At 45.1% G+C, this 14,930-nt stretch carries 8 protein-coding genes; all 8 read right to left on the reverse strand.

The features are described 5' to 3' along the window. Window positions 1–1,485 (reverse strand): hypothetical protein, encoded by a 1,485-nt coding sequence (locus HPC41_RS07020; protein ID WP_172393325.1) that lies wholly within the window; start codon window positions 1,483–1,485, stop codon window positions 1–3. A 24-nt stretch (window positions 1,486–1,509) separates the two neighbouring features. Continuing rightward, window positions 1,510–2,859, reverse strand: a complete 1,350-nt coding sequence (locus HPC41_RS07025) for a beta-carotene 15,15'-monooxygenase (RefSeq protein WP_172393326.1) — start codon at window positions 2,857–2,859, stop codon at window positions 1,510–1,512. 41 nt (window positions 2,860–2,900) lie between these two features. Then, window positions 2,901–4,268, reverse strand: a complete 1,368-nt coding sequence (locus tag HPC41_RS07030) for a RagB/SusD family nutrient uptake outer membrane protein (RefSeq protein ID WP_172393327.1) — start codon at window positions 4,266–4,268, stop codon at window positions 2,901–2,903. Between the two features lie 24 nt (window positions 4,269–4,292). Continuing rightward, complete coding sequence (locus tag HPC41_RS07035; protein ID WP_172393328.1) at window positions 4,293–7,346, reverse strand: SusC/RagA family TonB-linked outer membrane protein; 3,054 nt, start codon at window positions 7,344–7,346, stop codon at window positions 4,293–4,295. A gap of 439 nt (window positions 7,347–7,785) precedes the next feature. Then, complete coding sequence (locus HPC41_RS07040) at window positions 7,786–8,616, reverse strand: metallophosphoesterase family protein (RefSeq protein ID WP_172393329.1); 831 nt, start codon at window positions 8,614–8,616, stop codon at window positions 7,786–7,788. Further along, window positions 8,616–10,415: a RagB/SusD family nutrient uptake outer membrane protein gene (locus HPC41_RS07045; RefSeq protein ID WP_172393330.1), complete on the reverse strand. Its 1,800-nt coding sequence runs from the start codon at window positions 10,413–10,415 to the stop codon at window positions 8,616–8,618. Before HPC41_RS07045 ends, HPC41_RS07040 begins: the two co-directional genes overlap by 1 nt. Before the next feature lie 9 nt (window positions 10,416–10,424). Continuing rightward, window positions 10,425–13,712, reverse strand: coding sequence for a SusC/RagA family TonB-linked outer membrane protein (locus tag HPC41_RS07050; protein WP_246250449.1), 3,288 nt, complete (start codon window positions 13,710–13,712; stop codon window positions 10,425–10,427). Window positions 13,713–13,790: 78 nt separating this feature from the next. Next, window positions 13,791–14,813: a FecR family protein gene (locus tag HPC41_RS07055; RefSeq protein WP_172393331.1), complete on the reverse strand. Its 1,023-nt coding sequence runs from the start codon at window positions 14,811–14,813 to the stop codon at window positions 13,791–13,793. Window positions 14,814–14,930: the final 117 nt, after the last annotated feature.

Below are 14,930 nucleotides of genomic sequence, written 5' to 3' on the forward strand. Positions count from 1 at the left end.
TTAATAAGTAAAGAGTGTATTTTTCATATACCATTCCTTACCGGTGAAATAAGATTCTTTGATACGGTCCAGGGTAATCTCGAGGTGGTCGCCTTTCGCATCCAATCCCTCGAGCTTGATGCGTTCGGCTGTTGGCCGCTCATAAGACCATTTCAGGATATGCAGACTATCCCCCTTTGCTTTTCCATACAGCGCTTTAAGGCCTACATCCAATTTTTCATCCAATAGTTCGCGTAGTTCCTTACTAAATTTTTGATTTTTATCAATGAGGTAAAGACTATGATCTAGGGAGTCTATCTCATAATATAAATAGCTCTTACCGCCCGCCCTGCCCGTAAACTCGTACGTCTTGAGGACATCGTTCAGTGCGGGGGTACCATTGCCCAGGTCGATGTTATTGGCCTTATTAACTTTATAGACCAATGTGGAGTAGCGCTCAAAGAAAGCTTGATGCCAACGTACCGAATCTCCAGGCGAGTAAGGCAGAACCTTTCCATTCAACAAAAAACTGGACACTTCGTAATGGCCCGCTGCTTTTGCCAGACCTGGGAGCACAGGCTCCTTAAGGCGGCCTTCATGGTAAAACCTTTCATACCTAAAATAACCATACACCACGATGAAGAGCACTACGATGGTTGCCTTAATCCCAAAATAGATGGGATTATTCCATTTTTTCAAAAACCGCGGCACATAATAATAAGTGCTGACAGGCTCGCGCAGGATAAAGAGCTTCCAGATTGCCGGAAGATACTGCAGCAATAGAAACAAAGAAAGCAATACAAAATATGAACTGTACACATGCACGGCACCGTCATATGCAATATTGGCATGGGCGATATTGAACAAGACACCGGCATTGATAATAGCGCCTATCACTACAGTCGGCCGAAAGAACAGGAGGCTTCCGGCGGCGATCTCTAACACACCCAAGAAAATTTCATATCTGTAAGAAACACCGACGATCTGCCAGTACAGCTTAAAAGGTGCATATTCACCAAAGTCTGTATTCAGATTGGCAAGCGAAGGGAAAGGCATCTGCATGGGGAAGAATTTAATAAATCCAAACGCAATCAGTCCCAGTGCAATGCGGTAGCGTACCAGTACCCGCAGCCAATAGTAGAGTGCATTATAAGCCTGTACCTTGCTATTTCGTGCCAATATTGTCCAGATAGACGCAACCAGCACTGCAACCAAACCATTGAGCCACCAAGAGGTGTAAGACGCAAAGCCCCATTTGCCGCTTTCACTATCAATCTCAATCCAGCCCGTACGTGAGCCACCGGCGATAGAGGCCATAAAATCATACAATGAATCAGGCTTAAATACTTTTTCATACCACTCCCAATCCAAAGGGACGACCATGAGAATAAAAAAAATAAACGTAAATCTAAAACCCACTTTCTCCCAGTACTTCCAGGCTCGGCCTTCTTTACTTGTGTGCGCTCCGTCAATGTGCGCTTTCTCCATATGTTGAATAGTTGCCATACATTTAATCTAAATTTGAATCGGTTAATAAATACGGATCGGTTTTCTACGTCCCTCATGCAGCAGATATCTCTTGTGCACTTTTTCGAGCCGCACCTGCAACGAGTCTCCAAACTGATTTGTACCTACCAGTACCAGCGTTTTTTTGTCGGGCCGGTTGACCACAAACGAAAAGGTATGAGCTGAATTGATTTTTCCAGTGAGTTTAATAGCTACCGACTGCTTGTCGCTCCCTTTTGTTTGGCTATAGCCAAAGAATTCACGACCGCCGTTACCCAGAAATTCGTAGCTGCGCTCCCGATTGAAGGCGATTCGTGGCTTTAGACTATCGACTTTTACCGTACGGTTTCCGCGGATGCTGATGGTATTCCACTTTTCAAAAACAACATCCTTCCAACGGATGCTATCCGCCAGTGAATAAGGCAAGGTATCCCCTTTCCATACAAAATCTTTCACATCGTATACTCCAGCCGCACCTACCAAACCTTTTTCATCTGGAAATGGATAGTCAGAATTCTTCCAGCTCAGGTAAGTTTGTACGCTGAATATAGCGATCAGGAGCAAGAACAATACTTGAAGGTACGGGCGGATGACCGCGATCCTACGTCCGTAAACCGGCCAAAAACCATCGGGAATGGTTTCCGTCTTTTTAATCAAAAGACAATAAAAACGATGCCAGTCATAAGAGAAGATGACGATCGCCAATAGCAGCAAAAAAGTACTGTACACCTGCTCACCGATCTCATACACATAGTTGACGATCACGACATTGAGTAATACCGCCAACAACAGACCCGCGCCGATAACTGCTGTCCGGCGGTTAAGTAAAAAAAGACCGCCCAGGATTTCAAGGGCACCGATCACGGGTAGATAACCCGCGGTCGCAATGCCATTGGTCAGATAATAAAGCTTCCAGAGCAGAAAGTCGCCATATTCCGTATGCAGCTCACTGATGGTCGGTTCGGGCAATTGTACGGGGATGATTTTTACAAGTCCGATGAAAGTCATCGCCAAAGCCAGGCGATAGCGCAATAGGACTCGGAGCCAATAAAATAAAGCGTCATCATCGGCATGAATACGTTGTTTCAATTTTCGTCCAAAGGCTGCAAAGAGTAATAAGGCTAATCCAAGGGCAATTGCCCAATTGAAATATCCGCGCACATCAGGTCCGACATAGGGGCTTTCGGGAATAAAGGAAGTGCGGTAAGTCGCCAGTCCGAACCAGTTCTCCAATGAAAACAGCTCGCCGAATGAGGTATCCCTAAACAGATTGGGATCATAAGGGATGCTGAGCACGAGAAAGAAAATCAGGCCGATATATAAGATATTGGAGCGATAACGCCTAAAAAAATGAGAGTCTGCTAATGTTGTCATTTCAATACGATTTAATAGAAAAAAACGGGTGCGCTATCCGATCAATCCAAACCAGGATTCTGTTGTAATTCTGGATCTATGGAGACCTGCGCATAAGGAATCGGAAGCAAAAGTCTATTTACCGAGGAAATGTTGAGAACCTGTTGTGCCCTTCCGGTCCGCAGCAAGTCGTACCAACGGTGGTTTTCCAAAGCAAATTCTATCCGATTTTCCGTCTCTATGGCCTGTAACAGTGCCGTTGCCCCCAGACCAACTAGTGGTTTAATATTTGCACGCGTGCGTACGGCATTTAAGTCAGCCAGCGCTATAGTCAGGTCCCCTGTTCCATTGCGTTGGGCTAGGGCCTCGGCCCGGATCAAATAGAGTTCGGCCGTGCGAATCAAAAAGGCAGGATCGGTACGGTCCGTTCGGTAGTACAGATTACCAATTAGGATATTCGGATCTGTAGACGAGGAAGTTTTGGATACCAGCCCAGCCCTATCCCCACCAATATTGGGATCGACCAGCAGATCATAAACTCCCTGAGAAGGTCGTATCCAAGCCGTTCCGCCATTGCTTCCAGCCAGCCATTGGCTTGCCTGGCCGCTGGTGTTGTTGATATCATACACCAATTCGAATACCGATTCTTTGGTATTGGACGTATTATTGGCGTAAAACGACCGGTACGGTGCCACCAAGCTATAGTTCGTATCATCATCGATAATATAGGATGCATATTTAATCGCTTCGGACCAGTTTTTTTGATAGAGATAGAATCTCGCCAACAATGCACGCGCTGTTTTCTTAGTCGCCCGAATACGGTTGGTTTCGTTGGGCAGCAGTTGCTCTGCTTTCTGCAAATCCTGCAACACCTGCGCATAAGTGTCTTCCAAAGAACTTCTTTTTACCTGTGGCAAGCTGCTTGCGGAAGCCGTGGGTTGAAGGACGATCTGCACACCACCCCAGGTCCTGGCCAAATCAAAATAGGCCAATGCCCGAACAAAATAAGCCTCGCCGACCAACTGATTTCGCAAAGCCTCGGTAAACGTGTTTGTCAATGCTAAATTCGGTACTTTGGCGATTACATGGTTTGTACGGTTGATAGTCGCATAGATTTGGTTCCAGGCGGTGGCAAGTACGGCAAGATCCGATTTAACCGTATGATTGGTCAGGGTTTGGTGTACGGTCTGACTGCCGCGGTATTCGATATTGTCCGCGGAAAAGAAGCCCAGTAACTGAAAGCTGTACCCATAATAATCATTTGACCGCAATGCCAAATAGATGCCCCGGACAGCTGTTGTGGCCGAACTTTCATCGACAATGGTTACTTCGTCCGATACCGAACTTTTAGGCTCGACCTCCAGAAAAGAGCTGCAGCTGCTGAACTGAAAGATGAGAACTGGAAAAATGAGATATATAATTTTTTTCATGAACATTATTGATAGGGTTAACTGTTATAAGGTTACATTTAGGCCAAGCTGAAATGTACGCGGTTGGGGTGGTGTTCCAAATGAGCCTATCCCCTGTGCATTCGGGTTGCTGGTCACGTTCGATTCCGGATCACCCGTGTATTTGCTCCATAAAAAGAGATTAGACCCCACAAAATATACCCGCGCAGCAGTCAGTCTTGCTTTCTCCACCAGTTCCTTGGGCAATTTATAGCCAAAAGACAGTTGTCTAAGCTTTAAAAATGAAGCATCCTCGAGATAACGGCTGTTCGCATCGATTGTATAATTGAGTCCTACGGATGTTAGACGGGGTACATCAGTGACATCTCCGGGCTGTTGCCATCGGTTCAGCACGTTTTTATATACACCGCCACTACTTGGGTTGCGCTCGCGGAAATAACGGTTGAGGTTAAGGGCATAGCTCCCATATTGAAAGCTAAAGTCAACGCCGAGATCAAAGTTTTTATAGGTAAACGTATTGCCTATACCGCCATAAAATTTGGGGTAGGCATTGCGAAAGACTTTTCTTGCCGAAGTCGGCAACGAGCCATCAGCCAATTGCCCATCGAAAATGGCATTCCCCGTTTGAGGGTCAACAGATAGCTGCTCGTACAGCCAAAACGAGTTGAGTGAAGAGCCTTCTTTGAGGATGACCCAATCGCGGGTATACTGGGTGATCTGGGTTGGCAATTTTTCTACTTTATTTTTATTGCCCGATAGGTTTAGACTTGTATTCCAGGCAAAATCCTTCGTTTTCACGTTGAGTGAACTGACTGAAAGCTCATACCCTTTATTGCTGATTTCACCCACGTTAGCCCAATATTTCGAAAAACCAGATATACCGACAATAGGGCGTTCAAGCAGCAGGTCCGAAGTGTATTTATGATATAGATCTACCGTGATGGACAGGCGGTTTTTGAACAAGGCCAGATCCAGCCCAAGATCAGCCTGGGCCGTTTTCTCCCAGCGTAGGTCATCGTTTCCCAGCTGGAAAGGCCCCGTAGCTGGTGAAATTTTCCCGAAACTGTCCGCATATTTTTCATTGCCTGTCCATAAGCCTCTAGCGGCAAAGTTGCTTATTCCCGCCTGATTGCCTGTCAGTCCATAGGAAGCCCGTATTTTCAAGTCGCTCAACCAGTTTTGATCAGCCAGGAAAGCCTCCTGACTAATGCGCCAGCCCGCCGAGAAAGCAGGGAAATAACCCCAGCGGTTATTTGCCCCAAATTTAGATGATCCATCTGCCCGTACTGTTGCCTCTGCAAAATACCGATCCGCGTAGTTATAGCCTACCCTTCCAAAATAAGATGAAATGGTATACTTGCTCCAATTATCAGAACCGATAATATTCGCTGCCGAAGAAATTTGCTTGAAGGAGTCATTGGCAAAACCATTTCCTTCCAGGTATTTATAATCGAGCACATTGCTCTGCAAGGTATTTCCTAAAATACCGGTGAGGCTATGTTTGCCGAATGTATTTTGGTAGGATAAGGTCTGTTCGTTGATCCAGGTGCCATTTCTGGAGATGCCTGAAGTCGCCTGATTATTGTTGGCTATACCAATACTGGTTTTGCTGTTCCAATATTGCGATTCATCGTAGAGATTGTAATCCACGCTGAAGCTGGATTTAAATTTTAGGCCTTTCAGAATATCGATTTCCGCAAAGGCACTGCCCACATACCGCAGACTGGTGGTATTGACATCATAATTGTCCACCAACGTATAAGTATTGTCTGTTCCGTTGAGCGATCCATCCGTATTGAAGATCGGCACATTCGTTGCCGAGGAAACGGCCGAATTGAAGAGACTGACCTGTGGGCCGTCACCTGTGCGCGCCTGATTACGGTAGGTTCTTGAAAAATTATTTGTGAGGCCAATTTTTACCCGGCTATTGATTTGCTGGTCGAAGTTAAACTTGAGGTTGGCACGGGAGAAATCGATCACCTTGATAAAGGCCTCCTGTCCTGTGTACCCTGCGCCAATGTAGAACCGGGATTTATCACCGCCGCCCTGAATACCTATATTATAATCCTGCAGCTTACCATGTCGTAGTAGGAATCCCAGCCGGTCATAAGTTGGCTGGTCTTCAGGGTTCCCTTTCCCCCCTTCCGAAATAGGGCGATAAGGTCTGTTGGCAAAAGTCTGCTTTAACGCCGGATTATCCAGGCCTGAATTGATCCACCACTCATTGGCCAAGGTCGCTGTCTCGGGGCCATTCGCAAGTTCAGGGAGTAAAGATTTATTTGCTTCGGCCCATCCGGCCTGCAGGCTGAGGTTGATCTTGGTACGGCTGCCATAGCTCCCCTTTTTTGTGGTAATGATAATTACCCCATTGGCGCCACGAGAACCATAGATCGCTGTTGCGGAAGCATCTTTAAGCACTTCGATCGATTCGATATCAGCAGGATTGATATCCGTCAGCGGTGAGCTAGTCCTTCCGCCAAGGCCAATATTCTGGAGCGAGGTATTATTTAAGAATACACCATCAATAATGTACAGCGGATCGCTGCTCGAGTTGATGGAGGTTGTTCCCCGCACCCGCAAAAAGATACTTTCCCCGGGTACACCTGAATTTGTCGAGACCTGCACGCCGGGGAGCTTCCCCTGCAGCTGGGCGTCGAAACTAGCCACAGGAATTTTGTTGACTTCGGCGGCGTCGATCTTGGCGACTGATCCTGTTAAGTCCTTTCTTTTCTGGGTGCCGTAGCCCACGACCACCACCTCGTCCAGATCCGATACCGCTGGCTGCAGCAAGATTTGGATCTGCGCCTCCCTGGCGGTGATCTTGCGACCTTTGTAGCCTAAAAATGAAGTTGAAAAGGCCAGGGGTAACCGCTGTCCTGTGACAAATTGAAACCTCCCCGACGCATCGGTCTTAACCTGGTGTGTGACACCTTCGAGCTTAATCGTAACCCCCTCAATCGGCTGCTTGCTGATCGAATCCAACACAACGCCTTTTAGTGTCGCGTTGATAAGCGGCTCGGATTGCTGCGAAAATACAGGCAATAGCAAACCATGTGACAAAAAAATTGTCACGGCGTACTTCCATACGCTATTTTTCATAGATAAAATTTTAACAGTGAATAATTACAAGTGCCAACGCCAATTGATTACTTGTCTGTAAGCTGCATGTCAAAGAAAGAATACCTTCTTTTAGCGTGAGCTACACATTCGCATGTTTAAATCAGATAAATAGGATTTGCAAGAGAACTGAAATGTTCTTGGTTGGAAAGAGTGTAAATAAAATCTGTGGTTCATAAATAACAAATTAAATTAAAAATTGATATCCAATACTCAAGGAAAACAAGCTTTAAGAAAGCTCAGCATTATCGCTACCCTTCTTAATGAGCTTGTCCTCTAGGTTGATAAACAAATATAGTAAACAAAAAATAAAATCTACAAAACTAGTAGATTTTATTTTTAAATCTTTCAAAATATATAAAAAGGGCCGCTCCGAATAAATCCGGGCGGCCCAATGTATCGCTTACTTTACAGGCTAGGCTTACTTCACATATTTCCAGCTAAAGTCCTTTCCATTCACATCCACTTCAAGGTGGCCTGGAGCAGTCCCCTCGAAATTCCCATGCCACCAATTGCCCGACACTGCTCCAGCGGTTATAAACTGTACGTCCTTGACTTTAATTTCCTCATATAAGTGCATATGCCCTTGCAGCACCAGTTTGAGACTGTGTTCTTTAAAGAGATCAAATACCAGCTTTTGGTTCATAAAGGTATCCGCAGCAGTATACCGTCCTTCCAACACAGGATAGTAGACCGATAAAAAAGGTACATGCGAGATAATCACCAAAGGCTGATCTTTTGCTGTATTTTTAACAAGATCCTGCAACCATAGCAACTGCTGTTCACCGATGACATAGTGGTTATCCTTGGTTTCCACACTATTCAATACGATAAACTTCCAGCCTTTATGTTCAAATGTGTAATAGGTTTGGCCGAAAGTCTTTTCAAAGATCGCAAAGTCATTTTTGCCGTTCCGCAAATTCCCTGGCAGTCTGTCGTGATTACCAATTGCCACGTGGTAAGTTTTTTTTGTGCGGTCAAAAAGATCTTTCAGCTGCTTGAGCCGCTGCTCACCATGCGATAGCTCAGCTGTTTTTAAATTATCGATATCGACATTATCGCCGCCGCTCAAAATCAGCTCCACCTGGGATGGCAGGGATCTTAAGCGTCGGTCTACCTGACTAAGGGTAGAGTCGCTGTGGACATGCATATCTGTTAAAAATGCAAACTTAAATTCCTGTGCTTTTACCGTTTCGAAGCGAAACCAAGCAACAAAGAAAAAAGATAAAATAAGTACTATTGAACGTTTCATTACCAACCAAATATTTGTTTAAGATTATCATTTAAAAGTATCTCTCCTTGCTGTATGGGGCGATAATAGAATTTAGGGACCTCAAAGGTCCCTGTGCTTTCTATTGTTTCGACCGTGCCGCTGTTTCCATCCGATAGAAACACGCCCACATCCTGTCCAAAAGGCCCTACACGGTAATATTGCAATTCTCTTCCCAGACTATTCTTCTCTTTGATTGCCGGAATGGACGATGAAGATGAAAGTAAAACAATATCTGGGATACCATCACCGGTCATATCGTGCTGTCCCAATCCGGAGAAGTAAATCCCTTCACGTTTGTTCTTCAATAATTCACCCACATTCCAGCGCATCAGATCAGTAAACCGGAAACCCTCGAAAGCTAGTTCCACCCGACGTTCCCTTCTGATTTCCAATACCAGATTACGCTGTCTACTTTCGACATTAGCGTAGCGCATTGCCATTACTGGGTCTATAGCCACGTTGAGGACCATATCCGGCATGCCCGCCCGTTTACGCAACAGATTGATACTGCGATCAAGGTCGGCCTGCGTCAGCTGCCCCAATTCCGCTTTCGCTTCGGCAAAATTCAATAAGACCTCTGCATAGCGATATAGCGGAATATCCAGGTTATTGCGCACTTCCAGACTTAATGTATTTTGGAATCCTTTGATCTGATGGTAACCCGAAAAGTTTTTGGCCAGCTGTTGCACATATAGACCTGCGCCCTGTGCATAGGTATGAGAGTAGATCAGTTCCCATCCTGGGTAGGCATAGGTCTGTGCCAGACGAGGATCACGGTTTTGGAATTCCTTGACAAAGGTATTTTTGTCATATGCAGCTTGCGCAGAATAAAAAGAACCATCTTTCATTAAATAAGCCTGTACGAGATCACGTAGCGGATAATACTCATAATTGCCGAACATCCCCGGCCATGAATCTGCATTCAGCACATTGTTGGCATAAAAACGACCCAACACCACCTCTTTATTGTTTTCCAGATTTTCATTAAAGAATAAGGAACCATAATCCTGATCAGGTTTGCCGCTATTATAAATTGTAAAACCGCCTTCCCGCATAACCTGATCACTCAGTTCCTGTGCTTTGGTCAAAAAACCATTTGCCGAAGTTTTGAGTTCAAGTTCATTGTGATATTTACGGAAGGTTCCTTCATAAAGCGCAAAGCGGCTATACTCCTGCAAGACCACCCACTTGTTGACCGTTCCTAATTTGATCGTTGGCTGTACATTTTGCGCTGCAAATTCAAAGTCTTCCATAATTTTTTGGACAACAGTAGCACGCGGGTCGCGTTTGGCAAAGAGGAAATCTGTATCACCTACCTCCAAGGCTTTATCCACCCAGGGGACATCTGAAAAGCGCTGTACTTTTTCAACATAAAACCTTGCGCGAAAATAGCGTCCCAATCCTTCATAATGTGCTTTTTCACTTTCACTGATATTTGCCTTGCCCATATGCATCAAAAAGAAATTAATCTTACGGAGCTGCTCCCATTCCCAGCCCCCTGAAATCGTCGCCGCAGAGGCGTTACCGGCCATAATGGTCTTGATCTCCGTATTACCCGTTGTACTGGCATTATCCGTGGTGGCATCTGCCTGATAGATTCCTAATCCTGAAAAATCATACAAGCCATTGATATACAGTTCCAGGTCTGTCGCTGTATTAAAGAAGTTTTCATTATTGATCGCAGTCTCAGGAACACGATCCAAATAGTCGTCATTACAGCTTCCGAGGAGCGAAAGTGTGCAACATACAAATGCCAATTTTATATATTTATTTATCATGATATGCAATTAAAATGTGAGTTGAATACCGGCAGAAAAACTCCGTTGAAATGGATAGGTAAGCCCATTGCCTACACGGTCTGATCCTGCGGTGGGGTTTGTATAAATATTTTCATTTAGCGTCTCTGGATCAAAATAGCGTTTCACAGCAGACCATTCGATGATATTTTCACCACTCAGATAGACGCGCAGGTTGCTGATCTTGGCACGGGAGGTAAATGACTTGGGCAAGGTATAGCCGATGGTCAGGTTTTTGAGGCGTAGATATGCGGCATTCAGCAAATAATTGGTCTGTGGTATGGCCAATCCCTGAGCCTGGTCAATGCGGGTACCTAAATTACGGTCTGCAAGCCAGGATTGTAATATCGGATAGGCAGAATTGAGGTTTTGGTCGGCCAGCCCAAGATCGAGGTAAGCCTGTGAATGTTTGGCACGCTCAGCTGGTGAGTCGCTCTCCGGACGATAAAAATCGAGCAAATGCCCGTAAAAGTTACCATAAGGCTGTTGATAAGCTCCCCAATACAGGTAATCCAGTGGGTAATAGTCGCGCTTGCCGATTCCTTGGAAAAATGCCCGTAGATCAAAACCTTTCCAATCCGCAGACAGGTCGATACCAAACTGGTAGCGCGGAGTCGAATTACCTATGCGCTTGAGATCTTTGGTATCCCCCAGTGTATATCCCTTTTCAATTTTACCGTTGCCATCCTGATCCACATAAGTCGGCCATCCCGGTACGATAGACAATGCTCCCCAAGGAATGATGGATGTCTGATCCAACTTGGCGATCTCCGCTTTGTCTTTAAACAAGCCATTACTTTGCAAACCCCAGATCTCCCCCATTTGCATACCCTCATAATATTGCAAGATGCTTTTATTCGGATTGTCGAAACGTGTAATTTTGGATTGTGAATCCGATAGCAACAATTTAGCGCTGAAGCGTAGCGGCGCATTGGCCAATTCGAAACGATCCTGAAAATTGACGGTCAGTTCCCAACCATTGGTTTTTAAGTCAGCAGCATTTTCTCTTGGCTCATTCGCGCCCAATATATTCGGTAAATCCCTTCCCAGCGTCAACATGCCCATGGTGCGTCTTGAATAATAATCAAAACTCGCGGACAATTTGTTTTTGAGTACTGCCAGGTCTAGACCGACATTCACCGTGTTGACCTTCTCCCAAGTATAATTTGGGGAAACCAAGGAAGGAACCTGAATAAAGATACCGCGTTCAGTTCCGAACAGGTAATCCGAATCCTCCTTTTCCATCGAAGGGAGATAGCCGTAGTTGGAGACAGACTGATTGCCCAGTTGACCATAGGATGCCCTGACCTTCAATAGGTCAAGTCCTGAGAGGGATGACATAAAATTTTCACGATCTAAGCGCCAGGCAACAGATCCCGAAGGAAAAAAGCCAAAACGTTTGCTCTTCGGAAAACGGGAAGAACCATCGTAGCGCCCGTTGAATTCGACAATATACTTATCATCATAGGTGTAATTCAACCGATAGAATGCACCACGCAGGGCATAAGTATCAATAGCTTCACCCATTTTCATTGTTCCGGTTGCAAATTGAATTGTTGGAAAAGATTCAGAAATCAAACCGGCCCGTTCGGCATTAATGAGTTCATACCTGTAGTCTTCCTGGTTAAATCCCAGTACCGCATTGACCTGATGCTTGTTAAAAGACTGCATATAGGTCCCATATATATTATATACGTTGTAGTAAGAAAAGCCCGCTTCACGATAAGCGCCGGTACTCCCCTCTTTGCGAACATCATTCGGTCCGTAACCGATCTCATATTGCTTAGTATACCAATTGCGGTTCAAGGAGTTGCGCTGAAAGGTATAATCGGCATTGAGTTTGAATTTATTTCCAAAAAAACGAAGTTCTGTATTGAAGGTCGATTGCACATCCAGATATTTACGATCGCTTTTCCCACCGTCAACCATCCGTGCAGCAATGTTACCTGCTGAAGAATTAGCCCAGGTTCCATCTGGATTTTTGTCAAAGGACGTTGGAAAAATATTGTAAATATCTGCTAAACTCATCTGAGAAGGTTCAAAACGGCGTATGCTGCCGATGACGGTATTATTTCCAAATGAGATCAGATCAGATAGCCTATAGTTTACCTTTGACCGCAAATTGTAACGGTCAAAATAATCCTCTGTTAGCTTAACGGGAGAATTCTGCCGATTGTAGCTACCACTGATATAGTACTGCACTTTTTCGTTGGAGCCCGAGATAGATAAGTCATGTGTATTGGTCGCATTCCAATCCGAAAGGAAATACCTTGTCCAATCCCGGTTGCCTATATATTCCCATATTTTGGAATCAGAGGGATTGATGCGTACGCCAGCAATCGAGGGGTTGTCTGAGCGTTCTCTGGCATATTGGTAAAACTGGTCCGAATAATTAACATTATCCCATGGCGTATTATCCGTGGAAGTTTCCAATAACCGTGAAAATACATAGGGATCAGTTATTTTATCGGGCATTACTGTGGGTGTATTCCAGGTAAAATTATTGGAATAATTCACTTTAACATCGCCTTTTCCTGTTTTGGTGGTAATGATCAGGACACCAAAGGATGCACGGGCACCATAAATTGCCGCTGCTGAAGCATCCTTGATAACAGTAAATGATTCAATATCCTGCGGTGCAATCCGGATTAATTCGGCCGCAGATACAGGTACATTGTCTACCAAGATCAGGGGATCGCCACCATTGATGGATGTCATACCGCGGATATTAATTTTGGGGACGGCTCCAGGTGCGCCAGAATTGAACTGTATGTTCAAATTTGGCGATACTCCCTGGAGTCCCTGTGCCGCATTTGAAATCGGTCGGCTGTCAAGCACCTCGCCACTGATATGATCAACAGCTCCGGAGAGATTTGTCTTTTTCTGCGTGCCATAGCCCACGACAACCACTTCATCCATCTGGTTTGCATCGGTCAGTTGAAAGACCACACTGGAGCGTTTGCCCGAACTGACGATGAATTGACACTCCTCTTTGGCTTTCATCCCAGTGTAAGTAACTAAGATACAATAATTACTGTCCGCAGGAAGATCATTGAACATTGCTTTCCCCTGCTGATCGGCCTGACCGGACCGCTTCAAATTGCCTAGCTTGTTCTTCACGGTGACAGTCGCATTCGCTAATCCTTTTGATTCAGCGTTCTGTACGATCACAACAAGTTCTCCACGCTGTTGGGCAAATCCCATGTGGCCAGCAGCAATGGCGAGTAGTAGTAATAAAGCCCCCTTAGTTGGCCTTTTCGTTGTTAAAGATAATTGCATATTTTTCATTAATAATTGTGCATAGTTTTCCCAGGCTCCCCTATTGTGGAGTGCTCATTATTGAATTTTTATTGATAGCTATTGACTGTTTTTTACGATCGTATAAGTATTTGTTTCGGCATTAAACTGAAGTTCCAGATCGTTTGCGATACAGATCGTCTGAAGAATCTGCCCGATATTATTTTCGGCTGTATAGGTCCCATAAAAAGATAGCCCTGCGACCTCACTTGAAGAAAAGAGAATAGTCGTTTTGTAGAACGACGCCAAGGCGGGCATCACCTCCGCCAAGGGTTTGTGGTGAAAAACCAATGCCGTCGGAACGCTCTCTTCGGTAATCGTTTGCTCTAGTTTTAAGACCTGTTCCTTTCTCGGCTGTACAACTGCTGCCTTCCAGGTCTGCCCCGGAGACAAATACGCAAGCAGCGTTTCTTTCCCATCTCCGTCGCGCTCTTTAATAGAAACTCTTCCCGTCACAAGACGTACCTTAGGTTTCGCATTTTTAGTCTCCTGAATGACCCAAAAAGACGTCCCCAAGGCTGTTGTCAGGATATTATCTGCCAACACGGTAAATGGACGGGATGTATCATGCGCTACTTCGAAAAAAGCTTTTCCCTGCAATTGAATCGCACGCTGGCCTTGTGAAAACGGCTGCATCCATGTTATGCTGGAATTTGCCAAGAGATGGACCTTACTGCCATCCTGCAGTAAAATCAGGCTGTCCTGCGAAACGGTGCAAGTCATCTGTATGGATTTCACGGCAGTCTTCACAACGCCTACAACCTGTCGATGCTGCGGTTCATCCCCCCGGTTTGCTTCCAAGATATACCATGCAAATGAGAAACATACAATAACTGTCGCCGCAATTCTGACAAGAAATTGCCAAGACGGATGCTTGATTTGATTTGCCGGTTCGCTGGTTCGCAAACGGGCATCTATTTTTTCTTTCATCTGCTTCTCGACTTCAGCCACATCAATCGCACACGCTTCAGCCACATCCAGTTCCTGTAGCCAACTTGTCAAATGTGCACGTTCTATATCCGTCAACCGCCCTGATGAATACCGTTCGATTAAATTTTCCAGTTCTCTTTTTCTATCTTGCATACACCTTATAGTTGCTACAATCGGGCGATCGTACCATTCTAAATGCATTAAGTTTATGTAAAGTTTATTTTAAAAAAAATTCAGCACGCTGTCTCAAAAACTTTCCTAAAACAAACA

Source organism: Sphingobacterium prati (assembly GCF_013167215.1).
Taxonomy (GTDB): domain Bacteria; phylum Bacteroidota; class Bacteroidia; order Sphingobacteriales; family Sphingobacteriaceae; genus Sphingobacterium; species Sphingobacterium prati.

What these genes read in the sequence shown, in the direction of transcription:
- HPC41_RS07025 (WP_172393326.1), bottom strand. Translation starts at nt 2,859, where the DNA reads ATGACAACATTAGCAGACTCTCATTTTTTTAGGCGTTATCGCTCCAAT.
- HPC41_RS07050 (WP_246250449.1), bottom strand. Translation starts at nt 13,712, where the DNA reads ATGCAATTATCTTTAACAACGAAAAGGCCAACTAAGGGGGCTTTATTA.
- HPC41_RS07030 (WP_172393327.1), bottom strand. Translation starts at nt 4,268, where the DNA reads ATGAAAAAAATTATATATCTCATTTTTCCAGTTCTCATCTTTCAGTTC.
- HPC41_RS07035 (WP_172393328.1), bottom strand. Translation starts at nt 7,346, where the DNA reads ATGAAAAATAGCGTATGGAAGTACGCCGTGACAATTTTTTTGTCACAT.
- HPC41_RS07055 (WP_172393331.1), bottom strand. Translation starts at nt 14,813, where the DNA reads ATGCAAGATAGAAAAAGAGAACTGGAAAATTTAATCGAACGGTATTCA.
- HPC41_RS07020 (WP_172393325.1), bottom strand. Translation starts at nt 1,485, where the DNA reads ATGGCAACTATTCAACATATGGAGAAAGCGCACATTGACGGAGCGCAC.
- HPC41_RS07040 (WP_172393329.1), bottom strand. Translation starts at nt 8,616, where the DNA reads ATGAAACGTTCAATAGTACTTATTTTATCTTTTTTCTTTGTTGCTTGG.
- HPC41_RS07045 (WP_172393330.1), bottom strand. Translation starts at nt 10,415, where the DNA reads ATGATAAATAAATATATAAAATTGGCATTTGTATGTTGCACACTTTCG.